Source organism: Kribbella sp. NPDC003505, from assembly GCF_040610875.1.
Classification (GTDB): domain Bacteria; phylum Actinomycetota; class Actinomycetes; order Propionibacteriales; family Kribbellaceae; genus Kribbella.
On record NZ_JBEXNA010000003.1, the window covers coordinates 158,783 to 182,855 of the forward strand.

Consider the following 24,073-nt stretch of genomic DNA (forward strand, 5'->3'; position numbering starts at 1 on the left):
CAGGGCCCCGCCTGGGCGCGTCGAGCTGCCTTCTCGACGCTTATCCCTGAACAATCACAAACTCCCAGCTCAGGCGCAACGGTGTTGCGTCACAATCCGGTTCGATCTCGGCGATTGCCGACCGGTAGCCTTGGTGGGTCCCGATCTCAGGTCCAGGAAGGTCAGTCGTGCTCATCGCCGGGTTCCCCGCGGGGTCGTGGGGTACGAACTGCTACGTCGTCGCCACCGGCCAGGGCGCGGAGTGCCTCGTGATCGACCCGGGCATGGACGCCGCCCCGGGCGTCGAGCAGGTGGTCCGGGAAAACAAGCTCAAACCGGTCGCCGTGCTGCTCACGCACGGTCACATCGATCACATGTTCTCGGTCCTCCCGGTCTGCGGGACGTACGACGCGACCGCGTGGATCCACCCCGACGACCGGCACCTGCTGGCCGACCCGATGGCCGGGATCAGCCCGGAGACGGCGCGGATGCTGCTCGGCGGCAACCACGCGTTCGCCGAGCCGGACGACGTCGCCGAGCTGAAGGACGGGCAGTCCCTGGAGCTCGCGGGCCTGGACCTCACCGTCGACCACGCCCCGGGCCACACCCGCGGGTCGGTCACGTTCACCACGCCGTACGACGGGCCGGAGGACGTGCCCGCGGTGCTGTTCTCCGGTGACGTGTTGTTCGCCGGGTCGATCGGCCGGACGGATCTGCCTGGGGGCGACCATCCGGCGATGCTGCATACCTTGGCCACCAAGATCCTGCCGATGCGCGACGAGATCGTCGTCCTGCCGGGTCATGGTGGCCAGACCACGATCGGCCGGGAGAAGGCGACTAACCCCTACTTGCAGGACCTGGAGATTCCCGAATTATGAGCAAGGTGACCCCGCTGAGTGGGTTCCCCGAATTCCTTCCGCAGGACCGGATCGTCGAGCAGGAGTTCCTCGACGTGATCCGGGAGACGTTCGAGCTGCACGGATTCGCGTCGATCGAGACCCGCGCGGTCGAGCCGGTCGAGCGCTTGTCCAACCAGGGCGAGGACGCGGACAAGGAGATCTACGGCGTCCGGCGGCTCGCGGCCGGCGCCGACGAGGACGCGGCTCTCGGGCTGCACTTCGACCTGACCGTGCCGTTCGCCCGCTACGTCCTGGAGCACAGCGGCAAACTGGTGTTCCCGTTCCGGCGCTACCAGATCCAGAAGGTGTGGCGCGGCGAGCGTCCGCAGGAGGGCCGGTACCGCGAGTTCACCCAGGCGGACATCGACATCATCGACAGCGGCGAGCTGCCGTTCCACTACGAGGTGGAGCTGCCGCTGGTGATCGCGGACGCGTTCCGGAAGCTGCCGATCCCGCCGTTCCGGATCCAGGTGAACACCCGGCAGATCCCGGAGGGCTTCTACCGCGGCTTCGGCATCGAGGACGTCACCGGCACGCTCCGGATCGTCGACAAGCTGGACAAGATCGGCCCGGACAAGGTGACCGAGCTGCTGACCGCCGCGGGCCTGTCCGCCGAGACCGCCAAGCAGGTCCTGCGGCTCGCGGAGATCTCGTCGACGGACGCGTCGTTCGCGGACCAGGTGCGGGCGCTCGGGGTGCAGCACGAGATCCTCGACGAGGGACTCGAGCGGCTGTCGCAGATCATGAACGCCGCCAACGAGCACGCGCCGGGGCTGCTGGTCGCGGACCTGAAGATCGCGCGCGGACTGGACTACTACACCGGCACCGTCTACGAGACGCAGCTGATCGGCGACGAGGGGTACGGGTCGATCTGCTCCGGCGGGCGGTACGACTCGCTCGCCTCGGACGGCAAGACGACGTACCCCGGGGTCGGGATCTCGATCGGGGTGTCGCGGCTCGTGCACCGGTTGATCAGCAAGGGTTTGCTGACGGCCAGCCGCCGGACGCCGACCGCTGTGCTGATCGCGCTGAACTCCGAGGAGGACCGGGCCGAGGCCATGCGGACCGCCGTCGCCCTGCGGGCCCGGGGGATCGCGGTCGAGGTGGCGCCGGCCGCGGCCAAGTTCGGCAAGCAGATCAAGTTCGCGGATCGGCGCGGGATCCCGTTCGTCTGGTTCAGCACCGACAACGGTCCTGAGGTGAAGGACATCCGCAGCGGTGAGCAGGTGCCGGCCGACGCCGCGACCTGGACTCCGCCGGCACAGGACCTACGACCAAGCATCAACACGCACAAGGAGAACTCGTGATCCGTACCCATTCCGCAGGCTCGTTGCGTGCCGAGCACGCCGGGCAGACGGTGATTCTGGCGGGCTGGGTGGCGCGGCGACGCGATCACGGCGGCGTGGCGTTCATCGACCTGCGCGACTCGTCCGGCACGGTCCAGGTCGTGATCCGCGACGAGGAGGCCGCGCACGGCCTGCGATCGGAGTACTGCCTGAAGATCGTCGGCGAGGTGTCGCCGCGCCCCGAGGGCAACGCGAACCCGAACCTGCCGACCGGCGAGATCGAGATCATCGCCAGCGAGGTCGAGGTGCTGAACGAGGCGGCCCCGCTGCCGTTCCCGGTCGAGGAGCACCACGCGACCCCGGTGAACGAGGAGATCCGGCTCAAGTACCGCTACCTCGACCTGCGCCGCCAGGGTCCGGGCACGGCGCTGCGCCTGCGCAGCCAGGTGAACAAGGCCGCCCGCGACGTGCTGGCCGCGCACGACTTCGTCGAGATCGAGACGCCGACGCTGACCCGGTCGACGCCGGAAGGCGCCCGCGACTTCGTGGTGCCGGCCCGCCTGCAGCCGGGCAGCTGGTATGCGCTGCCGCAGTCGCCGCAGTTGTTCAAGCAGCTGCTGATGGTGGCCGGTATGGAGCGGTACTACCAGATCGCCCGCTGCTACCGCGACGAGGACTTCCGCGCCGACCGGCAGCCCGAGTTCACCCAGCTCGACATCGAGATGAGCTTCGTCGACCAGGACGACGTCATCGCGCTGTCCGAGGAGATCCTGACCGCGCTGTGGAAGCTCGTCGGGTACGACGTGCAGACGCCGATCCCGCGGATGACGTACGGCGAGGCGATGGCGCGGTTCGGCTCCGACAAGCCGGACCTGCGGATGGGCCTCGAGCTCGTCGAGTGCACCGAGTACTTCAAGAACACGCCGTTCCGGGTGTTCCAGGCGCCGTACGTCGGTGCGGTCGTGATGCCGGGCGGCGCCGACCAGCCGCGCAAGCAGCTCGACGCGTGGCAGGAGTGGGCCAAGCAGCGCGGCGCCCGCGGCCTGGCGTACGTGCTCGTCGGGCAGGACGGCGAGCTCGGGGGACCGGTCGCCAAGAACCTGTCCGAGGAGGAGCGCGCGGGGATCGCCGACCACGTCGGCGCGAAGCCGGGCGACTGCATCTTCTTCGCCGCGGGCCCGATCAAGACGTCGCGGGCGCTGCTCGGCGCCGCCCGCCTGGAGATCGGCCGTCGCGGCGGTCTGATCGACGAGTCGGCCTGGTCGTTCGTCTGGGTCGTGGACGCGCCGCTGTTCGAGCCGGCCGACGACGCGACGGCGGCCGGTGACGTCGCGGTCGGCTCCGGTGCGTGGACCGCCGTGCACCATGCGTTCACGTCGCCGAAGCCGGACTCGCTGGAGACGTTCGACACCGACCCGGGCTCGGCGCTGGCGTACGCGTACGACATCGTCTGCAACGGCAACGAGATCGGCGGCGGCTCGATCCGTATCCACCGCGAGGACGTGCAGAAGCGCGTCTTCAAGGTGATGGGCCTCAGCGACGAGGAGGCGACCGAGAAGTTCGGGTTCCTGCTCGACGCGTTCAAGTTCGGCGCGCCGCCGCACGGCGGGATCGCGTTCGGCTGGGACCGGATCACCGCGCTGCTGGCCGGTACCGAGTCGATCCGCGACGTGATCGCGTTCCCGAAGTCCGGCGGCGGGTTCGACCCGCTGACCTCGGCGCCGGCGCCGATCACGCCGGAGCAGCGCAAGGAAGCCGGTGTCGACGCGAAGCCCGAGGAGAAGAAGGCGGAATAGGCCGCAGCTGTGCCGGCCGGGCCCTGTGGCCCGGCCGGTCCGGTCATCCGGGTGGGGTGATTCCCGGCGACCCCGTCTCAGGTGTCATCGAAGAGCGAGGGACACCAGGGGAGGGTGACTCAGGTGACACCAACTAGGAGCGTTTCGCACCCGAACATCGAAGAACGCCGGGCCCGGGGCAAGGCGGCGCGAGAGCTGGTGCCACGCTCCAGCCACAGCGCCTGGAAGCCGGCCGCTGACCGGCCCGACCCGGTCGGTCTGCTCGAGGAGCAGAACACGACCCGCGAACCCGACCTGGTCCCGGTCCGGCACGGGCGGATGCTGGCGTCGCCGTTCACCTTCTACCGCGGCGCGGCCAAGATCATGGCCGCCGACCTGGACGGCACACCGACGGCCGGTCTCGACGTCCAGCTGTGCGGTGACGCGCACCTGTCGAACTTCGGGGCGTTCGCCTCGCCCGAACGTCATCTGCTGTTCGATCTGAACGACTTCGACGAGACCCTGCCCGGGCCGTTCGAGTACGACGTCAAGCGGATGGCGGCCAGTTTCACCATCGCGGCGCACAACAACGGCTTCAGCGCGGCGGACGCCCGCGCGGTGACGCTGAGGTCGGCGGCGTCGTACCGGAAGGCGATGGCCGACTTCGCGCAGATGGGCACGCTGGACATCTGGTACGCGCGGATGGACGAGCAGGACCTGATGGCCGCGATGCGCAAGGCCGCGGCCAAGGTCGGCAAGCACCCGAAGCGGGCGAAGCTGGCCGAGCGGGCCGAGGCCACGGGCGTGAAAGCGCTCGAGAAGGCCCACTCGCGGGACAGTCTGCAGGCGTTGTCGAAGCTCGGCGAGCTGGTCGACGGACGGTACCGGATCGTCAGCCGGCCGCCGATCGTGGTGCCGATGCGGGAGCTGCAGAGCACCTACGGCCTGTCCGGCGACGAGGTCGAGCGGGCACTCCACGAGCAGTTCCGTGCCTACCGTGGCACGCTGCGCGATGATCAGCGCCAACTGCTGGAGCGGTTCGAGTTGGTCGACGTCGCCCGCAAGGTGGTCGGGGTCGGGAGCGTCGGGACCCGGGCGTTCATCGGTCTGCTGCAGGGCCGCGACCAGGGTGATCCGCTCTTCCTGCAGGTCAAGGAGGCCACGAGGTCCGTCCTGGAGGACCATCTGCCGCGGAGCCGGTACAAACAGCACGGCGAGCGGGTTGTCTACGGCCAGCGGATGATGCAGGCCGCCAGCGACATCTTCCTCGGGTGGACCAAGGGTCTCGACGTCGAACGGCACTTCTACTGGCGGCAACTGCGCGACATGAAGGGCTCGGCCGATGTCGAGGCGATGATCCCGGCCGGTCTCACCCTGTACGCCCGGATCTGCGGGTGGACCCTGGCCCGGGCGCACGCCCGCTCGGGCGATCCGGTCGCGCTGCATGCCTATCTGGGAAAGCGTGACGAGTTCGAGCAGGCGATCGCCGATTTCTCCCAGAGCTACGCCGACCAGAACGAGCAGGACTACCAGGCCTTCGCCGCTGCGGTTCGATCCGGGCGGATCCAGGCGGTCGAAGGCGTCTGAGGACCGTCTGAGTACTGTCTGAGTGCTGAGTGTGATGGCGGACAGCCCCGACCACCAGGTACGGCGATCACGACGCCGCGCCAGACCGCTCCGCGACGTCTTCGGCTCGCCTGACAGTTACGGCCTGGTGCTCCTGCTCATCCTGGTCACCTACACCGTCTCGGCCACGCTCACGGCGACCTGGGCGTTGTCGCTGGTGCTGTTCGTGCAGATCGCGACCATCTGGACGACGCTGCAGGCCTCGCAGGCCCGGCGCCGTCTTCGCGTTGTCGCCAGTGCCGTCCTGCTCGCCTCGACCGGTGTCGCGCTCCTGCATCTGTTCGTCCCTGACGGGCCGTCCGGCAGCGGTCTCATCGCGGTGACCTGCGGCCTGCTGTACCTGATCGCGCCCGGCGTCATCGTCCGGCACCTGGTGCTGCGCCCGACCGTGGACTTCGAGACCCTGCTGGGGGCGATCGCCGCCTACCTGATGCTCGGGATGGCGTTCGCGTTCTCCTACCGGGCCTTGGGAGTCCTGCAGGACGGTTCGTTCTTCGGTCCCCAAGGGGAGGGCAACATCTCCCAGGACCTGTTCTTCTCGTTCACGACGCTGACCACAACGGGCTACGGCAATCTGGTGCCGGCGAGGAACCCGGGCCAGAGCCTCGCCGTCGGCGAGATGGTGCTCGGCCAGTTGTTCCTGGTGACGGCCGTGGCCAAGGTCGTGAACGCCGTCCAGCCCGGCCGGGGCCGGCGGCGCCCGCCCGGCGACGACGCTCAGTGATCGCGTGACCCGGGATCCTGCGCGTCGGCGCGCGGCTGCGTCCCGGTCCGCCACTCCACACCGAGCGTGCCCTGCGCGGCCGCCATCCCGCTCCGGCCGCCGCCACGGCCCCGGAGTACATAGGCCAGACCGACGGCGACGACGGCGCCCGCGGTGGGGCCGACCAGATACGCCCACCACGCGGTCCAGTCGTTGAGCACCAGGGCCGGTCCGAGAGAGCGCGCCGGGTTCATCGACGCGCCGCTGACAGCCGATCCCCACAACCCGGCCAACGCGATGTAGCTGCCCACTCCGAGCGCAGCGAACGGTCCGATCTGCTGGGCACCGGAGGCGGTTCCCAGGATCACGCTCACGAGTCCGGTGGTCAGCACGATCTCCCACAGCATCGCCGTGGTCCCCGAGATCCCCGAACCGGGCAGGGTCAGCCCTGCGCTGCCCTGTTTGCCGATCAGGGCGACCAGGAGGAGCGTGGCGAGTCCGGCGCCCACGAACTGGGCGACGATGTACGCCGGGACCCGCTTCCACGGGAAGTCGCCGCGGAGCGCGAACGCCACACTGACCGCGGGGTTCAGGTGCGCCCCGGACACCGCGCCCATGAACAGGATGATCGCCGCCACCATCAGCGCCGGCGACACCACGCGCGCGCCGTACGGAACCGCGTCGCCGCCGAAGCGCGCATTGACCATGCCGCCGCCGACCGCGACGAGGACCAGGAAGAACGTGCCGAGCAGTTCGGAGAACAACCGCCGGCCCTCGTAACTCCCGTCCCAGAAGTCGAACTCGTGGGCCACCGAGTTCGGCACCCCGAAGGATCGCAGCGCGACCTCGACGTGCGTTCTCCCGCCGACGCGACTCTGCGTCGCGGGCGCGACCTCCCCATCCGGACTGCCGGCCATCTCGCACCTCTTTCCGACGAGCGCCAGCATCCCTAGCGGCACGCCCGAACGGCATCACCCCTCCGGGGTGATCGTGCGGCGTGCCGAGAGCATCAGCGTGCTGATGTAGGCCACGACCACCGACACGATGACGAGCGGCGCGACCCCGCCGCCGGCCCGGGTGATCAGCAGAGCGAGCACGATCGCGGACAGCGGCAGTCTCAGGACGGCGACGACACAGGCCCCGATCAGGACGCCGACGGCCGGCGTCTGCGCGAATCCGGGGAGATCCGCTGCCAGCAGGCCGCCGACCAGCGCGAGGAAGATGGCGGGGAACGTCGGACCGCCACGCGCGGCGCCCAGCGACACGCCCCACGCCAGCGCCTTGGCCACCAGGAGCAGCGCGATCGTGCCCTGCGAGACGGTCGCAGCGTCCTTGAGGGTTGCGGACATCTCGTCCTGGCCCGAGAACAGCACCGCGTTGGCGGTCTGCCCGCTGATCTCGGCGAAGGCGACGGCCAGCAGGCCGACCACCAGGGCGGCGGCCGGAATCAGCAGGAACGGGCGCCGTGTGACCAGCGAGCGCGTGTACCGGGCCAGCGTCATGACCGCGAAGACTCCGGCAGCGGCCACCAGGGCCAGCGGGACCGTCCAGAGGAAGTCGACGAATCGCGGGATCGGGTACGCCGGGAGCGTCAGCGGCGGCAGCGCGAACGCGTTGGTGCTCAGGCCGGTCAGATGACCGATCCCGACGAAGACCAGGGAGCCGATGCCGGACGCGAGCAGACCCGGCAGCAGGATCAGCGGCAGCGTCGGACCACCGAGGCCCGCAGCCTCGATGATGATCACCGCGCCGATGACCGGCGAGCCGAAGATCGTCGCCAGCGCGGCGAACCCGCCCGCCGCGGCGAGGATGAGCTTGGCCTGGTCAGGGACGGGTCGCCGCGCCCGGTCCGCCAGGAACAACGCCACTCCGCCCCCCAAGGCGATCAGGGGCGCCTCCGGTCCGAGGACCAGTCCCAGACCGACCGTGGCGACGGCGGCCAGAATCACGCCGGGCAGTTCGGCAGGAGTGGTCGGCGCGCCGGTCTTCAGCCCCTCGGACGGTTCGTGGCCGCCGTGGCCGGGCAGTCGCACGATGGCGAACGCGATCACCAGTCCGGCCACCGCGAGCACCGGCAGCGGCCACCACCAGGGAGCCGAGTCGAAGCCGAGAGCCTTCGGCAGGTCGGTGTACACCGCCTCCTGCAACCAGTGGGTGGCTTCGAGGAAGCCCCACGACGCGAGCGACACGGCGACGCCGACCAGCGCCGACACGACCAGCAGACCGCGGTACTGCCGGCTTCGCATCAGCACCTGCGGATCGGCGGACCGGCCGCCGGTCGTCGGCTCCCCGCCCGCCTGCTCACTCGCCTGACTCATCGCCCGCCCACCCCCTGCGACGCAGCCTCCCCTCGCACCACCATGCGCGCCGCAGACAGCACCCCACAACCCCTGCAAGGCGTCCTCGCGCAACTGCTTCGTATACGATCAACCGGGTGACCACGGACTCGGTGCTCGTCGGAGACGGCCACCGGCCGTTGCGGGATGTGGTGGCCTCGGAACTACGACGGCTCATCCTGGACGGCTCGCTGGAACCCGGTGAACGCCTGGTTGAGGACCGGTTGGCTCAGCAACTGGGTGTCTCCCGTAACCCGATCCGGGAAGCGATGCGCGTCCTGGAGGCCGAAGGTTTCCTGGACGTCGTGTCGAGGCGGGGTGCCTTCGTCGCCACTCTGTCGGCCCAGCAGGCCGAGGAACTGTTCCAGGTGCGGCTGGCGCTCGAGCCGCTCGGCGCGCGCCTCGCCGCCTCGGCCACGAAGCCCGGCGGTGCGCTGATCGCCCGTGCATGGGCGATTCTGGATCTGGTCCGCGACTCCGGTCCGGAGCAGGATCTGGACACCCTGTCCACGCTGCACACCGAGTTGCACTCATTGATCTTCGAGATGACCGGGAACGACTATTTGATCGCGCTCGCGATCCCGATGGTCAAGCGCGGCCAATGGCTGCTGCGGCAGAGCGCACCGTTGCAGAACCCCTCGGCCTGGGCTGAGCACCACGGTCTGATCGAGGCCATCGCCGCCGGTGACCCGGAGCTGGCCGAGGCCGCCGCACGGCACCACGTGCTCAGCGTCCGCAACGCGCTCCGTCCGCACCTCCAGCAGGACTGATACCGAACGGTATACGAGTGCGAGCTTCGGCTACCGGAGTTCTTCCGGCCGCAGCCCTGTCCTGCCCGCCATCCTGGCGTTCTGTTCGCCGTGATCCCGTTCTTTTACGGCCGGTTGAGGCTGTGAACCCACTGAAGACGAAATCACCTGGTGCCAGTCGCGAAACACGGGCGTAGCACAAACCGTATACAACATACGGAAGAGCTTGCCGTTCCTGCCCGAGGAGCACGTCTCATGGATCTCACCCCTGCCAGCACCGCCTCTTCGTCGTTGTCCCGCCGCCGGCTGCTCGGCTGGGGCGGCGGACTCGCGGCCGCCATCGGCCTCGCGCCGGCACTGACCGCGTGCGGCGACAGCACGGCCGCGACGTCGACCGTCTCGTCGGCCGGCGGCGGCACCCTCACGATGGGGATCAACGCCACTCCGGACACTCTCGACCCGGGCGCCACAGGTCTCGCGCTGACGCTGCTGATCTCGTTCGCCCTGTTCGACCCGCTCGTGTACTGGCTGCCCGACGGCAAGGGCGGCAGCGCCTTCCACCCGGGCCTGGCCGAGTCGTGGACGATCTCGCCGGACGCCTCCGTGTACACGTTCAAGCTGCGCAAGGGCGTGACGTTCCACGACGGGACTCCGTTCGACGCGAAGGCCGTCAAAGCGACGTACGACCATGTCGTCGACCCGCGGACCAAGTCCAAGAGCGGCCTCGGTGCGCTCGGGCCGTACAAAGAGACGAAGATCCTCGACGACTACACCGTGCAGATCGTGTTCACCGCACCGAACGCGTCGTTCCTGCACCAGCAGGCGGCCGGCAACTTCGGCATCTCCTCGCCCACCGCGCTGGCGAAGTACGGGCCGACGGGATTCGGTAACAACCCGGTCGGGACCGGGCCGTTCAGCTTCGAGAGCTATCAGGCCGGCAGTCGCCTCACGCTGCTGAAGAACCCGAAGTACACCTGGGGCCCGAAGGCGCTCGGCGACGGACCGGCCAAGCTGGACAAGCTGGTGTTCCGGATCGTCACCGACGACAGCGGCCGCTACAACGCCTTGCAGAGCGGGCAGTTGCAGATCGCGATGAACCTGCCGCCGAACAACATCTCCGCCGCGGCGAAGTCCGGCAAGTACGAGCAGCTGCTGGTGCCCTCGATCGGTACGCCGCTGGGGATGCCGATCAACGTGACGAAGCCGCCCACCGACGACCCGCTGGTGCGCCAGGCGATCATGTATGCCGTCGACCAGGACGCGCTGGTGAAGAACGTGCTGTACGACGTCTACAAGCCCGCGCACAACGTCCTCACCCCGATCACGCCGGGCTACAGCGAGGCCGCGAGCAAGACCTACAGCTACGACCCGGACAAGGCCGGGCAGCTGCTCGACCAGGCCGGCTGGAAGGCGGGCGACGGTGGCACCCGGACCAAGAACGGGCAGAAGCTGAACCTGGAGATCATCCTGTTCAGCGGCGGCGGGCTCGAGCTGCCGACCCAATTCGTCGTGTCGCAGCTGCAGAAGGTGGGCTTCAGCGCGAACACCAGCGTGCAGCCCTTCGCGACCGCGCAGGCCAGCTTCAACTCCGGTGTGCACAACCTCGGTTCGTTCGGCTACTACGGCGCGGACCCGTACCTACTGAACATCTGGGTCAACTCGAACGCGATCAAGTCCGGGTTCAACTGGTCGCACTACGCCAACCCGGCGATCGACAAGCTGATCGCCGACGCGAACTCGACGGCCGCCGACGCGACCCGCAACAGCCTCTACGAACAGGTTGGCGGCATCCTGATGCGGGACTCGATGTACCTGCCGCTGTGGGACGTGGCAGGCGCCTTCACGCTGTCTCCCAAGGTGAAGAACCTGCACCAGACCCTCAACGGCTACCTGGCGTTCCACAGCGCCACCGTCGGCTGATGGCGCTGTTCGTGCTGCGCCGGCTCGGCGCCGCCGTACCGGTCGTCATCGGCATCACCCTGATCGCGTTCGTGCTCGTCCACGTCGTACCGGGTGATCCGGCGAAGGTGATCCTGTACGGCGCCAACGCCTCGCCGGAGCAGATCGCCGCGTTGCGTCAGCAGCTGGGTCTCGACGATCCGTGGTGGCGGCAGTACGCCGACTTCGCGGTCCAGTTGCTGCACGGCAACCTGGGTACGTCGTTCCTCACCCAGAACTCGGTGGCCTACGAGTTGTTGTCCCGCGCGCCCAGCACGGTGGTTCTGACCGCGGCGTCGATGCTCGTGGCGGTGCTGGTCGGTGTACCGCTCGGGCTGGTCGCGGGGATGCGGCCGGGGTCGGTCCTCGACGCGGTGGCGCGGGCTGTCTCGTTCGCCGGGGTGGCCGTGCCGTACTTCTTCCTGGCGCTCCTGCTCGTCCTGCTGTTCAGCGTGAAGCTGCAGCTGCTGTCCGCGATCGACGACGGCACCGCGAAGAGCCTGATACTGCCTGCTGTCTCGCTCGGCTGGGGGTACGCGGCGATCCTGACTCGGCTGGTCCGGGGCCGGGTGATCGAGGAGATGCGAAGCGACTACGTGAAGTCGGCCCGGGCGCGGGGGAGCGGGGAGTGGCGTGTTCTTTTGCGGCATGTGCTGCGGAACTCGTCGGTGCCTGCGGTGACCACGATCGGCCTGCAGTTCGGCAACATCCTGACTGGTGCGGCGATCACCGAGGTGATCTTCGGCCGGGCCGGACTGGGGAGCTTCCTGGCCACCTCGATCACCAGCAAGAACATCCCGGTCGTGCAGGGGGCGGTGGTGGTGATCGGCCTCGCGTACGTCCTGATCAACCTGGTGGTGGATCTGATCGTCGGCGCCGTCGACCCGCGCACCCGTCAGGAGGCCGCCGCATGAGCCGCGTGAAATGGCTCCCGCTGGGGCTGGCGCTCCTGCTGGTGTTCCTGTTGCTCGTCGCGCCGGGCGTCCTCACGCACGTCGACCCGGTGGCGACCGGCGACGCCCATCTCGAGGGCCCGAGCGGCAGCCACTGGTTCGGAACGGATCTGCTCGGCCGGGATGTCTACAGCCGGACCGTGTACGGCGCTCGTCCGGTGCTGCTCGCCAGCTTCCTCGGCGTGCTGCTCGCGACTGCGTCCGGGGTGGCGATCGGTGTGCTGGGCGGCGTCGCGCCACGGTGGCTCAACGCCGTGGTCATGCGGCTGGTGGACGTCTTCCTGGCGCTGCCGGTGCTGCTCATCGCGCTGATCCTGATCGCCACCGCGGGGTCGGGAGTCCGCAGCATCGTTCTGGCGATCGGGATTGCGTTCACGCCCGGATTCGCGCGCGTGGTCGAGTCCTCGGTTCGCCGGCTGCGCAAGGCGGAGTACGTCGAAGCCGCCCGGGTGTTCGGCTCGACCGCCCTGCGGACCTCGTGGCGGCACCTCCTGCCCAACCTGCTGACCGAAGTCGTCGTGCTGGGCAGCAGCGCGATCGGCTGGGGCGTACTGACGGCGACCACGCTGAGCTTCCTCGGCCTCGGGGTGAAGCTGCCGGCACCCGACTGGGGCAGCGACCTGGCTGCGGGCGCCACCAACCTGGCGGATGCCTGGTGGCTGTCGACGTTCCCCGGCCTGGCCATCATGGCGACCATCCTGCTCGCGAACTTCTCCGGCGACCACCTGATGCGGCTGCTCGATCCGCGAGCCGGGATCCGGCTCGGACGCAGCTTCCGCCGGCTCGCCACCCAGCTCTCCCGTCCTGGAGGTGACACCGCGCATGAGCCTGCTTGAGGTGACCGGCCTGCGGACCGCGATCGACACACCACGAGGCCGGATCCATCCGGTCGACGGGGTCAGCTTCGCCGTCGAGGCGGGCCAGACCCTGGGGGTGGTCGGCGAGTCCGGTTCCGGCAAGACGATGACCGGGATGTCGATCATGCGGCTGCTGCCGCCCGGTGGTGCGATCACGGGCGGCTCGGTCCGGCTGGCCGGCGAGGAGCTGACCACGCTGGACGAACCGGCGATGCGCCGGCTCCGCGGCAGCCGGATCGCGATGATCTTCCAGGACCCGCTGACCTCGTTGAACCCGGTCCGTACGATCGGCAGCCAGCTGCGCGAGGCCTACCGGATCCACGTCGACGGCAGCCGGGCCGCCGCCACGGCCCGCGCCACCGAGGTCCTCGGACTGGTCGGGATGCCGCGGCCCCGCGAGCGGCTCGACGACTACCCGCACCAGCTCTCCGGCGGGATGCGGCAGCGCGTGATGATCGCGCTCGGCCTGATGTGCGACCCGAAGCTGCTGATCGCCGACGAGCCGACCACCGCGCTCGACGTCTCGATCCAGGCCCAGATCCTGACGCTGATCGACGACCTGAAGTCGCAGCTGTCGATGGGGGTCCTGCTGATCACCCACGACATGGGTGTGATCGCCGAGTACGCCGATCGGGTCGCCGTCATGTACGGCGGCCAGGTCGTCGAGCAGGCGCCGGTCCGGGAGCTGTTCGAGGCGCCGCGGCACCGGTACACGCAGGCGCTGCTGGCCGCGATGCCGACCCTGGAACTCGACCGGAACGCGCAGCTCGCCACGATCCCGGGCGCCCCGCCGACGCTGCTGGACCTCGCGCCGGGGTGCCGGTTCGCGCCGCGATGCGCCTTCGCGCAGGACGACTGCCGGGCGACCGACCCTGCCTTGACGGGCAACGAGCACGCACACACCTGTTGCCATCCGGCCGACGGCGGGCTGGTGTCGACCGGTACCGCCCGCGGGCCCGCGCGGGAGCCGCGGGGAGCGGACTCGCTGGTGCAACTGTCCGACGTGCACAAGCGGTTCAGGGTGCGGGCGAACCGCTCCGTGCAGGCGGTCGGCGGTGTGACCCTCACCATCGCGGCCGGCGAGACCCTCGGCATCGTGGGGGAGTCGGGCTGCGGCAAGACCACCCTCGGGCGGATGCTCGTCGGTCTGGAGCGGCCGAGCGACGGATCGGTCAGCTTCGACGGCCGGGATCTGTCGGCACAGACGCGGGCCGGATTCCGGAGGCGGCGGCGCGATCTGCAGATGATGTTCCAGGACTCGGCGGCCGCGCTCGATCCGCGCATGACCGTCGCCGCGCTGATCGCGGAACCCCTGGTGGCGCAAGGCGTCGGTACCCGGCGAGAGCGCCGTCATACGGTCGCCGAACTCCTCGACGCCGTCGGCCTGCCGCCGGACGCGGCGGAACGGTACCCGCACGAGTTCTCCGGTGGTCAGCGGCAACGGATCGCGATGGCCAGGGCGCTGGCGCTGCGGCCGAAGGTGATCGTCGCGGACGAGCCCGTCTCCGCGCTGGACGTGTCGGTCCAGGCTCAGATCCTGAATCTGATGAGGTCCCTGCAGCAGCGGTTCGGGCTCACGTACGTCGTGATCTCGCACGACCTGTCGCTGCTGAAGTACCTGGCCGACCGGATCGGGGTCATGTACCTCGGCCGGCTCGTCGAACTCGGGCCCGGCGAGGAGGTCTACAGCGCGCCCCGCCACCCGTACACGGCGGGGCTGATCAACGCGATCCCCGTGCCGGACACGGCCCGCGCCCGGCACGGCGCACAGCGGTCGACGGGTCTCGGCGGAGAGTTGCCGTCGGCGATCGATCCACCGAGCGGCTGCCATTTCCGAACCCGTTGCCCGCTCGCGACCGAGCGCTGCGGCGCGGAGGTTCCGGTACTGCAGACAGATGAGGGCCCGCACGCCGTCGCCTGTCACCATCCCCTGACCACCCACGTCCTGACGCCGGCGAGGTAGACCATGGACCACAAGCTGGATGCCACCCCCGAGACCACCGTGGACGTGTTCAGCGCCGAACATGCCCCGGTGCTGACGATCGATCCCGGCGACACCGTGATCGTCCATTCGCTGGACGCGTCGGGGTATCTCACGCCGCAGACCACGCCCGGTGAGCAGCAGCCGAGAATGTTCGCCGAGGCACGCGGTCATTGCCTGACCGGGCCGATCGCGGTCCGCGGCGCCGAGCCCGGAGACGTACTGGCGATCACGCTGGAAACCCTCGTCCCGGACCCCTGGGGCTGGACCGTCGCCGGAGCCTTGAAATCGCCGATCACCGAGCGTCTGGGCGTCACCGACCAACCGTCCTGGCTGCTCTGGGACCTGGACCCCGACGCCGCCACCGGCACCTGCAACGGCGGATTCACCCGGGCGCTCGCGCCGTTCCTCGGCGTCATCGGTGTAGTGCCGGAGGCGACCGGTGAGCACTCGACGATCCCGCCGCGCGCCGTCAGCGGCGGCAACATCGACTGCAAGGAACTGGTCGCCGGGTCGTCGCTCTACCTGCCGGTCGCGGTCGCCGGCGCCCTTCTGAGCGTCGGCGACGGTCACGCCGCGCGGGGCGACGGAGAGGTCGGCGGGACGGCGATCGAGTGCCCGATGACGACCACGCTGACTGTAGACGTGGTGCCGGATCGGCCGATCGGGTCGATCCACGCGGAGTCGCCGGCCGGCCGGATCACCTTCGGGTTCGACGCCGATCTGAACGTCGCGACCGGCGATGCCCTGGACGCGATGGTGCGCTGGATGCAGGTCGTCCTCGACGTGGACAAGAGCACCGCCCTGGCCCTTGCCAGCACCGCTGTCGACCTACGCGTCACCCAGGTCGCCAATCAGACCTGGGGCGTGCACGCACTGCTCCCGGCCGGCGTCCTCGCATGACGACCGGTGTCTTCGCGCTCGGAGACCTGCCCGTGGAGCGCGGCGGGGTGATCCGCGACGCGAAGCTCAGCTGGCGGACGTACGGGACGTTGTCACCGGCGCGGGACAACGTCGTCGTCTACCCGTGCAGCTACGGCGCGACGCACCAGACGCAGGACTGGCTGATCGGCCGGGACGGCGTACTGGACCCGGATCGATGGTTCGTGGTGATTCCGAACATGTTCAGCAACGGCCTGTCCTCGAGCGCGTCGACGGACCCCGGGTTTCCGCCGCTCGTGACGATGGCCGACAACGTCCGGGCGCAGTACCGGCTGCTCACCGAGCAGTTCGGGGTCACCCGGGTCGCGGCAGCGTACGGGTTCTCGATGGGCGCCGGTCAGGCGTACCACTGGGCCGCTCTCTACCCGGACTTCGTCGAGCGTGCGATCGTCGTCTGCGGTAGTGCCCGGACGTCCGTGCACAACCGGGTCTTCCTCTCCGGGCTGCTGCGGATCCTCGAAGCTGCTCCCGAGTGCGACGGCCGCGGGCGGTTCAGCGCGGAGCCGGTCGCCGCCAAGCGTGCCTTCGCCCACGTGTACGCCGGGTGGGGCCTGAGCCAGGACTTCTACCGGGCCGGGCTGTTCGAGTCGGTTCTCGGGGCGCCGGATCTCGACACGTACCTGCAGACCGATTGGGTCGACCGCTTCGCCGAGGGGGCCGCGGCGGACCAGTACGCGCAGGCGCTGACCTGGCTCGCCGCGGACATCAGCACGTCGTACGACGGCGACCTGCCCGCGGCGCTCGGCGCGATCACGGCGCGCGTCCTGCTGATGCCGTCGGCGACCGACCTGTACTTCCGGACCGCGGACAACGAGCTGGAACTGGCGTCGCTGCGGAAGGCCGAGCTGGTGGAGATCCCGAGCATCTGGGGACATCGAGCGGGCGCACCGCGCGGCATCCCGGCCGAGCTGGACTTCCTGCGATGGCACGTGCGGGACTGGCTCGAGAACTGAAGGGACCTGTCGATGAGCTACGAAATCCTGCCGCCGGCCCGTGAAGGGCGTGTGCCGTTCTCCGAGGGCCAGACCTGGTACCGGATCACCGGGAACCTCGAGTCCGGCGTCACTCCGCTGGTGGTCGCGCACGGCGGTCCCGGAGCGACGCATCAGTACCTGCTGTCGTTGACCGCGTTCGCGGATCCCGACGGTCCGGCGCGGCCGGTGATCCACTACGACCAGCTCGGCTGCGGGAACTCGACGCATCTGCCCGGCGCGGATCCGTCGTACTGGACCGTCGACCTGTTCCTCGCCGAGCTCGACAACCTGCTCGGTCACCTCGGCGTCGCGGACGACTACCACCTGCTCGGTCAGTCGTGGGGCGGAATGCTGGCAGCGGAGCACGCGGTACGCCGCCCCGCCGGGCTGAAACGGCTCGTCATCTCGAACTCGCCGGCCTCTATGCCGTTGTGGAGCGAGGCTGCGGCAGGACTGCGCGCCGACCTGCCACCCGGTGTCGACACGACGCTCCGGATCCACGAGGACGCGCGGACGACGGACTCACCGGAGTACGCCGCCGCGATGAAGGTGTTCTACGACCGGCACGTCTGCCGAGTGGTGCCGAACCCGCCCGAGGTGGCCGCGGCGTTCGCGTCGATCGAGAAGAATCCGACCGTCTACCACACGATGAACGGGCCGAGCGAGTTCCACGTGGTCGGGAGTCTGCGGAGCTGGTCTGTCGTGGACCGCCTGCCGCGGATCGACGTGCCGGTGCTGGTGATCTCGGGCGCGTACGACGAAGCTCAGCCGGTCTGCGTCGCGCCGTACGCGGAGCTGATCCCCGGCGCCCGCTGGGAGGTCTTCGAGAAGTCCAGCCACCTGCCGAACGTCGAGGAGCCGGACCGCTACGTCGCCGTGGTCGAGTCCTTCCTCCGCGGCGGACGCTGAGGGACGGCTACCCTCGGACTGTGTCTTCTGCCGTGCCGGTCGAGCTGCTCCCGCACCTGCGGCGGGCGCGAGATGTTGCTGACCGCAACTATGCCGAGCCGCTCGACCTGGCCGCGCTGGCGGCCGCGGCCGGTGTCTCGAAGTACCACTTCCTGCGGTGCTTCGCGGCGACGTACGGCGAGACGCCGATGCAGTACGTGACGCGGCGGCGGATCGAGCGCGCGACCGATCTGCTCCGGGCGACCAACCTGACCGTGACCGAGGTCTGCGGGCTGGTCGGGTACAGCAGCCTCGGGTCGTTCTCGCAGCGGTTCACCGAGCTGGTCGGGATGCCGCCGACGCAGTACCAGCGGACCCGGGGCGGCGCGCGGATCCCTGGCTGTTTCGTGTTCATGCTCGGACTGAATTCCGCAATTCCGGAGAAGCCGGCCGGGGAGTCCGGGGCCTAACGTCGTACCGACGCCGGATCTCCAGGAGGAACTTGTGATCACCAACATCAGCCTGATCAGCGTGTTCGTCGACGACATCGACGAGGCGCTGGCGTTCTACACCGGCAAGCTCGGGTTCGTGCTGAACAGCGATGTGAAGCTGCCCGGCTTCCGCTGGTGCACGGTGCACCACGCCGATCATCCCGAGCTGGAGCTGCAGCTCGCGCTGCCGGGTCCGCCGCTCGACGAGGAGTCCACGGCGGCGGTCAAGCGGATGATGGCGAAGGGCACGATGCACGGGTTCGGCATCGCCACCGACGACTGCCGCAAGACGTTCGCCGAGCTGACGGCCAAGGGGGTCGAGTACATCCAGGAGCCGTCGGACCGGCCGTACGGCGTGGAGGCGGTGCTGCGGGACAACTCGGGGAACTGGCTCGTCCTGGTGGAGCAGCGGCCGTACACGGCGGAGGACTTCACCTGAGATGCTGACCGGATGGACATCACAGTCGATCCGGTCGGGCTGACACCGCCCTACGAGCAGGTCCGCTCGCAGATCGAGGCGCTGATCCGGGCCGGCGAACTGGCCCGCGGGACCCGGCTGCCGACCGTACGCCAGTTGTCGCTCGACCTCGGGCTGGCGGTGAACACCGTTGCCCGCGCCTACAAGGAGCTGGAAGCCGACCAGCTGGTCGAGACCCGGGGCCGCAACGGCACCTTCGTCCTGGCCTCGCGCAGCCAGATCAACGACGCGGCCACCCACACTGCCGCCGCCAGCTTCGCCCGCACCGCCCGCGAAGCCGGCCTGTCCCTGGCGGAAGCCACCCAGATCCTCAACCAAGCCTGGTAGCCACCACGTCGCCGCCTTGCCGCGAGACGACGTAGAGACCGGCGCGCTCCAGTTCGGCCTGCAGCGCTTCGGGGCGCAGGTGGCGGCGGTGGGGGAGATACCAGATGCTGTCGAGGTGGACCGCGTCGGCGGTCGGGGCAGTGGTCTTCTGGTAGCAGATGCCGGTCGTGGCGTCGTACCGGAAGTCGTCCTCGTAGAAGCGGTTCGGGTCGTACATGGCGGTCGAGAGGATGTAGCGGCCGTTCGGTTTCAGGCGGTCGTGTACGGCCGCGAGGACGCGGGAGCGGTCCGCGTCCGTGACGATCGACTGGAGACAGTAGCTGTCGAGCACCATGTCGTACTGCTTGGTCGTCGCAGGCATGGCGCAGACGTCCTGTACGGCGAAGTTGACGTCCAGGCCGCGTTCCCGCGCGAAACGCCGGGCCAGCCGGATCGCTTCGGGGATCAGGTCGATCGCGTCGACGCGGAAGCCGCGTTCGAGGAAGGCCCGGTTCGGGAAGACCTCGAAGTCGCCGGTGCGGTCCTCCTCGAAGAGGTCGTTCCACTGGGTCAGGCCTTCGCGTTCGACTCGCCGGTAAGCCGCCAGGTGCTCGGGGTGGTAGTACCGCACCCCGCTTACTATGGCTCGCCGCCGGACGGCGGGCCAGTCGTTTTGGAGGGCGGGCGGATGAGCGAGGAGACCGAGTCGGCGCGGAGCCGCGCAGCCGAGGACGCGGCTGAGAACGCCGCTGTGGAAGCTGCCTACCGGCTCCGGGAGGACGCCGAGGAGACGACGTCCGATCCGGCGGTCCAGCAGGAGTGGATCCGGCAGTCCAACCTGATCTACGGCGGCCTCGGCGCCGCCGGGCTGGTCGTCGTACAACCGTTCCTGACCACGTCCCCACTCGACCTGACCGCGACGATCTGCGTGGTCGCCTTCGCCGTCTCGATCCCGCTGCTCGCGGCCCTCCTGGTCCTGAACAGCCAGGAAGCGTTCCGCCGCCAGGTGACCAGCTCCCGGCTGGTCAGCGTCGCCAAGACCCTGGCGGAGGGCTCCGCCTTCGTAGGCCTCACCGCAGCCTTCTGGCACATCTCCCTCCCCGCCGGCATCACCTTCCTGGCCGCCGGCATCTTCGCCGTCGGCGTCCACTCCGCCGGCTACACCAAGCTCGAGTACGACGGCTCCTTCCGCTCCCGCTTCACCCGTCGCAAGGCGTCTGACGGAAACGATTCCAGAAGTCTGGGCTGAGGTATGTACACGCTCTCCTGGGGTTGCTAGATTCCGGGCTGATTTGACATCGATGTCAACCTCAGGGAGTGGTCGCGATGGTTTCGAGACGTACGTTCCTGGCGGGTGGCGGCGCGGTGGCGGCCGGTGGGTTCGGGGTGGTCCCGATGCTCGCGGGCGAAGCACACGCCGCAGTTTCATCGACGTCCGGCAGCCCCGCTCGGCTGCTGCCGGTGTTCAACCGCCCAAGGCACCTGGATTACGGCGACGTCAGCAAACTCAGCGGGGGAGATCAGACCCTGCTGACAACGTTGCAAGGCATCGTCAACCGTACTGAGCCGGAGTTGTACTTCATCTACGACACCGGAACCGAGAGCGTGCCGGACGCCCGCTGGCTGTCCGACATGCGCCTGCCGAAGAAGGAGTACCAGAACCCGCTCGACCTGGTCGCGAAGTACCGCGGCCGGATCCGCGGCGCGATCGTGCACGACCCGGCCGTACCGGACTCGCTGAACGTGGCGACGACGCTCGCCGGCCTCGAGAACGCGGTCGTCGCCGACGCCGACCAGGCCAAGGCCCACGGGCTGCGGATCGTGAAGGACCTGCGCGGGATGTTCGACGACGACCGCGTGAAGACGTACCGCTGGCAGCTCGACAACCTGTTCGGCAAGGTCACGCACAAGCTGCTCGCCGGCCTCCCGCCGACCCGCGTGGTCGACGTCGAGGGCGTCCAGTGGCTGGAGATCGCCCGCGAGACCCAGCAGATCCGCGACTCGTCGAACCGCGGCACGTACAACCTGGACGTCTCCGCCAAGCTCGGCAAGGAAGCCGTCTACGTCCGGTTCGCCGACTCGTTCACCGACGACGGCTGGGGCGCCTCGGTCCGGCACGTGGTGGTGACGGCCAACGGCGCCGAGATCGCCCGCTTCGAGCCGAACAGCCCGGAGGAGGCGCCGTACCTGTTCGACGGCTCGCACTCGTCGATCGGCGGCGAGGCCAACCGCTTCGCCGACGGCGGCAACTACTGGATCTACCGCTTCGAACCGCCAGCGGGTACGACGTCCCTCATCGTCACCGTGGAGATGTGGAACCAGTACCTGGTGTCCGCGACCGACACGTCGCCGACCCGTGTCGAGCCGTTCCCGTACTTCCGCGACTACGTGGTGGCGACCAAGGCCCTGGTGAGTTGGCTGCCGCCGGGTGGTGCGACGGGCGACCTGCTCATCGAGCACTACGCGAAGTACCCGACGCTGGCGCCGTACATGGGCTGGTTCGCGAACGACGTCTCCGGTGAGTGGGACGGCGTCGATCTCGCGAGCAAGGGCGGTTCGCCGGTGGTCGCGGCCGACTTCTACATGAACGGCACCGTGCACGCCGGCACCGCGGACCCGATCTCCGACAAGCCCCGGCCGATCCGGCGCATCGACAAGCCGAAGAACAAGGTCTACGTGACGCTGACCTTCGGCGAGGGCGACAACATCCAGTACTGCCAGCGCCGGCTGCGGGAGATCTGGGACGACCCGAAGCGCGGCCAGGTGCCGACCAACTGGACGATCAGCCCGCTGCTGGCCGAGTCGGGCCCCAACATCTACAGCTACTTCCAGCGCACCGCGACCGCGAACGACCTGCTGGTCTGCGGCCCGTCCGGCGGCGGGTACACGTACCCCGCCTCGTGGAAGCCCGACGAGCTCACGGAGTACCTGAAGATGACCGGCTCGTTCATGCGCCGGACCGCGCTGGACGTGATCTACGCGTACAGCGGCCGCGAGAACAACACCTGGGTCCCGCTGTCCAAGGAGATCGCCGAGGGGTTCGCCGAGTACACGCCGACCAAAGGGATCATGCAGACCTGGGATGGCGATCCGCTCACCGTCCGGCAGGGCGGCATCCCGATCACCGGCGGCTGGGGCGCGCCCGGCAAGGCGGCGGAGTTCAAGGCTGCGCTGGACCGGCGGATCGCGGACTGGGACGGTGCGAGCCCGCTGTTCGTGTCGGGCCTGATCGGCGCCTGGTCGTGGACGCCGTCCGACATGGCCGAACTCGGGCCGCTGCTCACCGATCCGTACGAGCTGATCCTCGCGAACAGCTTCTACGACCTGCTCAACCGAGTGCTTCCCTAGGCCGGGAGGCGCGGCCGCCCGGGTGGGATCGGGCGGCCGCTGGGAGGGCGGTCACCAGTGGTGGGCGACGTCCACCACGAGCCGGGAGGCCGAGCCCGGCCCCGCGAGCGTGAAGACCCGGAACGGGAGCCGGGCGCGGACGCCCAGCCCGATCGTCGTCTGACCCTCGAAGCTCCCGGCGAACGCAACCTGCCGGAACGTGCCGTACCCGGTCACGTTCGCCAGTTCGCGCCGGTTCGCCGGTGCGTACGTCGTCGTGCCCGACGTGCTGTACGACGGTGCGCGCACGACCACCTGCAGACGGGCGCTGCCGCGCAACGGCACCGCGAAGCCGGATCCGTCCTGGCGCACGGTGCCGACGTACCGGACGTCGTACCCGGCCGCGCGGCCCTTCAGGTCGATGACGAGCCGGTCGAAGCACGCGTGCCGGCCGGTGCGGACGTTCGTCAGCGGGGACTGCACCATCCGGCTGTTGGCCTCGGGCAACGATCCCCAGCCCGTCGGGCAGGAGACGGACGCGGAGGTGGCCTGGGCGGCGGTTCGGGGGGCGGCGGACGATCCGGCGACGGACGGGACCGCGAAGGCCGCGGCCGGGACTGCCAGCAGTGCGACCGCGGTGAGGATCGCCTTGGGGGTGATGTGGTGCATTCTCATGGTGTCCCCCCTTCAAGGACTTACTCGTTGGACGCCCGAAGGCCCTGGTTGGTTGACTTCGCAGATGACGCCTGACGAACTTCTCGACGTGTTCCACCGCCGGATCCGGCTGCCGGACGCGGATGCGATCCCCGGCTGGAAACAGGAGCACGAGGGTCTGGTCCATCGGTCGTACGTCGAGGGGCCGGACGGGGCCGGTTTCGTGGAGGCCCCGCGCGGCCTCGGGGACGATCCGGACGCGGTGATCGCGCGGGAGGTGGCGTTCTTCCGGGAGCGCGGCCTGCCGTTCGAGTGGAAGACGTACGCGTACGACGAGCCGGCCGACCTCGGTGAGCGGCTGGTTCGTGCGGGGTTCGTGCCGGGGGATCCGGAGACGCTGATCCTCGGCGAGGTGGACCGGATCCTGGAGCGGCCGTCGGCGTTGCCGTCGAAGGTCCGGCTGCGCGAGGCCGACGGGCCGCAGGACTACCAGCGGATCGCCGAACTCACCCACAGCCTGTGGGACAGCGGGCTGGCGCGGATCGTGGAGCAGTTGCAGGGTGAGGCGCGGATGTTCCCGGACCGGCTGTCGGTCTTCCTGGTCGAAGACGCGCTGAAAGGTGCGCAAGGCTCGGCCGTCTCCGCCGCGTGGGTGCGGTTCCACCCGGGGACCGGGTTCGCCAGTCTGTGGGGCGGCGGCACCCTGCCGCAGTGGCGGCGTCAGGGCCTGTATTCGGCTCTGCTCGTGCACCGCGCGCGGCTGGCGAAGGACCGTGGCTACGAGTTCCTCCGGGTCGACGCCTCCGAGGACTCCCGCCCGATCCTCCAGAAACTCGGCCTGCACGCGGTCACCCGAACCACGCCGTACGAATGGACGCCGTAACACACCGGACCTGACGCGCGGAACGACCGGCCGAGGCTGTACGTTGCC

At 69.4% G+C, this 24,073-nt stretch carries 23 protein-coding genes; 19 read left to right on the plus strand and 4 right to left on the minus strand.

Annotated features, from left to right (window positions below; all coding sequences use genetic code 11):
- Positions 1-167: 167 nt before the first annotated feature.
- The 5 genes from ABZX12_RS09795 to ABZX12_RS09815 all read left to right on the plus strand — a co-directional run bounded on the left by ABZX12_RS09795 (position 168) and on the right by ABZX12_RS09815 (position 6,289).
- A complete protein-coding gene (locus tag ABZX12_RS09795; protein ID WP_355691583.1) occupies positions 168-857 on the plus strand; it encodes an MBL fold metallo-hydrolase in 690 nt (229 codons plus the stop codon).
- Positions 854-2,185 (plus strand): histidine--tRNA ligase, encoded by a 1,332-nt coding sequence (gene hisS, locus ABZX12_RS09800; RefSeq protein WP_355691585.1) that lies wholly within the window; start codon positions 854-856, stop codon positions 2,183-2,185. Before ABZX12_RS09795 ends, hisS begins: the two co-directional genes overlap by 4 nt.
- Entirely contained in the window at positions 2,182-3,960 is a 1,779-nt protein-coding gene (gene aspS / locus ABZX12_RS09805) for an aspartate--tRNA ligase (RefSeq protein WP_355691586.1), read from the plus strand. The genes hisS and aspS overlap by 4 nt, the downstream gene beginning before the upstream one ends.
- A 123-nt stretch (positions 3,961-4,083) precedes the next feature.
- The gene (locus tag ABZX12_RS09810) at positions 4,084-5,526 is read left to right on the plus strand and encodes a DUF2252 domain-containing protein (protein ID WP_355691587.1); all 1,443 of its coding nucleotides are present in this window, start codon (positions 4,084-4,086) and stop codon (positions 5,524-5,526) included.
- A 34-nt stretch (positions 5,527-5,560) separates the two neighbouring features.
- A complete protein-coding gene (locus ABZX12_RS09815) occupies positions 5,561-6,289 on the plus strand; it encodes an ion channel (protein ID WP_355691589.1) in 729 nt (242 codons plus the stop codon).
- Here the strand turns inward: ABZX12_RS09815 and ABZX12_RS09820 are convergent.
- Positions 6,283-7,185, minus strand: a complete 903-nt coding sequence (locus ABZX12_RS09820) for an MIP/aquaporin family protein (protein WP_355691591.1) — start codon at positions 7,183-7,185, stop codon at positions 6,283-6,285. The two genes, ABZX12_RS09815 and ABZX12_RS09820, sit on opposite strands and share 7 nt — an antisense overlap.
- 54 nt (positions 7,186-7,239) lie before the next feature.
- Positions 7,240-8,586, minus strand: coding sequence for a chloride channel protein (locus ABZX12_RS09825; RefSeq protein ID WP_355691593.1), 1,347 nt, complete (start codon positions 8,584-8,586; stop codon positions 7,240-7,242).
- Positions 8,587-8,702: 116 nt separating this feature from the next.
- Between ABZX12_RS09825 and ABZX12_RS09830 the strand changes: the two genes are divergently transcribed.
- The 11 genes from ABZX12_RS09830 to ABZX12_RS09880 all read left to right on the plus strand — a co-directional run bounded on the left by ABZX12_RS09830 (position 8,703) and on the right by ABZX12_RS09880 (position 19,182).
- The gene (locus ABZX12_RS09830; RefSeq protein WP_355691595.1) at positions 8,703-9,374 is read left to right on the plus strand and encodes a GntR family transcriptional regulator; all 672 of its coding nucleotides are present in this window, start codon (positions 8,703-8,705) and stop codon (positions 9,372-9,374) included.
- Between the two features lie 234 nt (positions 9,375-9,608).
- Positions 9,609-11,273: an ABC transporter substrate-binding protein gene (locus ABZX12_RS09835; protein WP_355691596.1), complete on the plus strand. Its 1,665-nt coding sequence runs from the start codon at positions 9,609-9,611 to the stop codon at positions 11,271-11,273.
- Positions 11,273-12,205, plus strand: coding sequence for an ABC transporter permease (locus ABZX12_RS09840; RefSeq protein ID WP_355691598.1), 933 nt, complete (start codon positions 11,273-11,275; stop codon positions 12,203-12,205). Before ABZX12_RS09835 ends, ABZX12_RS09840 begins: the two co-directional genes overlap by 1 nt.
- Positions 12,202-13,080, plus strand: coding sequence for an ABC transporter permease (locus ABZX12_RS09845; RefSeq protein ID WP_355691600.1), 879 nt, complete (start codon positions 12,202-12,204; stop codon positions 13,078-13,080). Before ABZX12_RS09840 ends, ABZX12_RS09845 begins: the two co-directional genes overlap by 4 nt.
- Complete coding sequence (locus tag ABZX12_RS09850; protein ID WP_355691602.1) at positions 13,067-15,064, plus strand: dipeptide ABC transporter ATP-binding protein; 1,998 nt, start codon at positions 13,067-13,069, stop codon at positions 15,062-15,064. The genes ABZX12_RS09845 and ABZX12_RS09850 overlap by 14 nt, the downstream gene beginning before the upstream one ends.
- A gap of 3 nt (positions 15,065-15,067) precedes the next feature.
- Positions 15,068-15,985, plus strand: a complete 918-nt coding sequence (locus tag ABZX12_RS09855; RefSeq protein WP_355691604.1) for an acetamidase/formamidase family protein — start codon at positions 15,068-15,070, stop codon at positions 15,983-15,985.
- Entirely contained in the window at positions 15,982-16,977 is a 996-nt protein-coding gene (locus ABZX12_RS09860; protein ID WP_355691606.1) for an alpha/beta fold hydrolase, read from the plus strand. The genes ABZX12_RS09855 and ABZX12_RS09860 overlap by 4 nt, the downstream gene beginning before the upstream one ends.
- 12 nt (positions 16,978-16,989) lie before the next feature.
- Entirely contained in the window at positions 16,990-17,907 is a 918-nt protein-coding gene (locus tag ABZX12_RS09865; RefSeq protein ID WP_355691608.1) for a proline iminopeptidase-family hydrolase, read from the plus strand.
- A gap of 20 nt (positions 17,908-17,927) precedes the next feature.
- Entirely contained in the window at positions 17,928-18,356 is a 429-nt protein-coding gene (locus tag ABZX12_RS09870; RefSeq protein WP_355691609.1) for an AraC family transcriptional regulator, read from the plus strand.
- Positions 18,357-18,390: 34 nt separating this feature from the next.
- Entirely contained in the window at positions 18,391-18,816 is a 426-nt protein-coding gene (locus ABZX12_RS09875) for a VOC family protein (RefSeq protein ID WP_355691611.1), read from the plus strand.
- A 12-nt stretch (positions 18,817-18,828) separates the two neighbouring features.
- Positions 18,829-19,182, plus strand: coding sequence for a GntR family transcriptional regulator (locus tag ABZX12_RS09880; RefSeq protein WP_355691613.1), 354 nt, complete (start codon positions 18,829-18,831; stop codon positions 19,180-19,182).
- Here ABZX12_RS09880 and ABZX12_RS09885 read toward each other — a convergent pair.
- Positions 19,166-19,792, minus strand: a complete 627-nt coding sequence (locus ABZX12_RS09885) for a class I SAM-dependent methyltransferase (protein WP_355691615.1) — start codon at positions 19,790-19,792, stop codon at positions 19,166-19,168. The two genes, ABZX12_RS09880 and ABZX12_RS09885, sit on opposite strands and share 17 nt — an antisense overlap.
- Positions 19,793-19,849: 57 nt before the next feature.
- Between ABZX12_RS09885 and ABZX12_RS09890 the strand changes: the two genes are divergently transcribed.
- A complete protein-coding gene (locus ABZX12_RS09890) occupies positions 19,850-20,410 on the plus strand; it encodes a hypothetical protein (RefSeq protein ID WP_355691617.1) in 561 nt (186 codons plus the stop codon).
- A gap of 77 nt (positions 20,411-20,487) precedes the next feature.
- Positions 20,488-22,509, plus strand: a complete 2,022-nt coding sequence (locus tag ABZX12_RS09895; protein ID WP_355691619.1) for a GxGYxYP domain-containing protein — start codon at positions 20,488-20,490, stop codon at positions 22,507-22,509.
- Positions 22,510-22,560: 51 nt separating this feature from the next.
- On the opposite strand, the gene ABZX12_RS09900 is transcribed toward ABZX12_RS09895, so the two are convergent.
- On the minus strand, positions 22,561-23,163 hold the full coding sequence (locus ABZX12_RS09900; protein WP_355691621.1) for a hypothetical protein: 603 nt from the start codon (positions 23,161-23,163) through the stop codon (positions 22,561-22,563).
- A 64-nt stretch (positions 23,164-23,227) separates the two neighbouring features.
- On the opposite strand from ABZX12_RS09900, the gene ABZX12_RS09905 reads away from it, so the two are divergent.
- Entirely contained in the window at positions 23,228-24,025 is a 798-nt protein-coding gene (locus ABZX12_RS09905; RefSeq protein WP_355691623.1) for a GNAT family N-acetyltransferase, read from the plus strand.
- The last annotated feature ends 48 nt before the right edge of the window (positions 24,026-24,073 follow it).

Bases quoted from the DNA above. Each gene is read 5' to 3' on its own strand.
- ABZX12_RS09825 (WP_355691593.1), bottom strand. From the start codon at position 8,586: ATGAGTCAGGCGAGTGAGCAGGCGGGCGGGGAGCCGACGACCGGCGGC.
- ABZX12_RS09835 (WP_355691596.1), top strand. From the start codon at position 9,609: ATGGATCTCACCCCTGCCAGCACCGCCTCTTCGTCGTTGTCCCGCCGC.
- ABZX12_RS09880 (WP_355691613.1), top strand. From the start codon at position 18,829: ATGGACATCACAGTCGATCCGGTCGGGCTGACACCGCCCTACGAGCAG.
- ABZX12_RS09905 (WP_355691623.1), top strand. From the start codon at position 23,228: ATGACGCCTGACGAACTTCTCGACGTGTTCCACCGCCGGATCCGGCTG.
- ABZX12_RS09900 (WP_355691621.1), bottom strand. From the start codon at position 23,163: ATGAGAATGCACCACATCACCCCCAAGGCGATCCTCACCGCGGTCGCA.
- ABZX12_RS09845 (WP_355691600.1), top strand. From the start codon at position 12,202: ATGAGCCGCGTGAAATGGCTCCCGCTGGGGCTGGCGCTCCTGCTGGTG.
- ABZX12_RS09820 (WP_355691591.1), bottom strand. From the start codon at position 7,185: ATGGCCGGCAGTCCGGATGGGGAGGTCGCGCCCGCGACGCAGAGTCGC.
- ABZX12_RS09815 (WP_355691589.1), top strand. From the start codon at position 5,561: ATGGCGGACAGCCCCGACCACCAGGTACGGCGATCACGACGCCGCGCC.
- ABZX12_RS09840 (WP_355691598.1), top strand. From the start codon at position 11,273: ATGGCGCTGTTCGTGCTGCGCCGGCTCGGCGCCGCCGTACCGGTCGTC.
- hisS (WP_355691585.1), top strand. From the start codon at position 854: ATGAGCAAGGTGACCCCGCTGAGTGGGTTCCCCGAATTCCTTCCGCAG.
- ABZX12_RS09890 (WP_355691617.1), top strand. From the start codon at position 19,850: ATGAGCGAGGAGACCGAGTCGGCGCGGAGCCGCGCAGCCGAGGACGCG.
- ABZX12_RS09860 (WP_355691606.1), top strand. From the start codon at position 15,982: ATGACGACCGGTGTCTTCGCGCTCGGAGACCTGCCCGTGGAGCGCGGC.
- ABZX12_RS09855 (WP_355691604.1), top strand. From the start codon at position 15,068: ATGGACCACAAGCTGGATGCCACCCCCGAGACCACCGTGGACGTGTTC.
- ABZX12_RS09865 (WP_355691608.1), top strand. From the start codon at position 16,990: ATGAGCTACGAAATCCTGCCGCCGGCCCGTGAAGGGCGTGTGCCGTTC.
- ABZX12_RS09895 (WP_355691619.1), top strand. From the start codon at position 20,488: ATGGTTTCGAGACGTACGTTCCTGGCGGGTGGCGGCGCGGTGGCGGCC.
- ABZX12_RS09850 (WP_355691602.1), top strand. From the start codon at position 13,067: ATGAGCCTGCTTGAGGTGACCGGCCTGCGGACCGCGATCGACACACCA.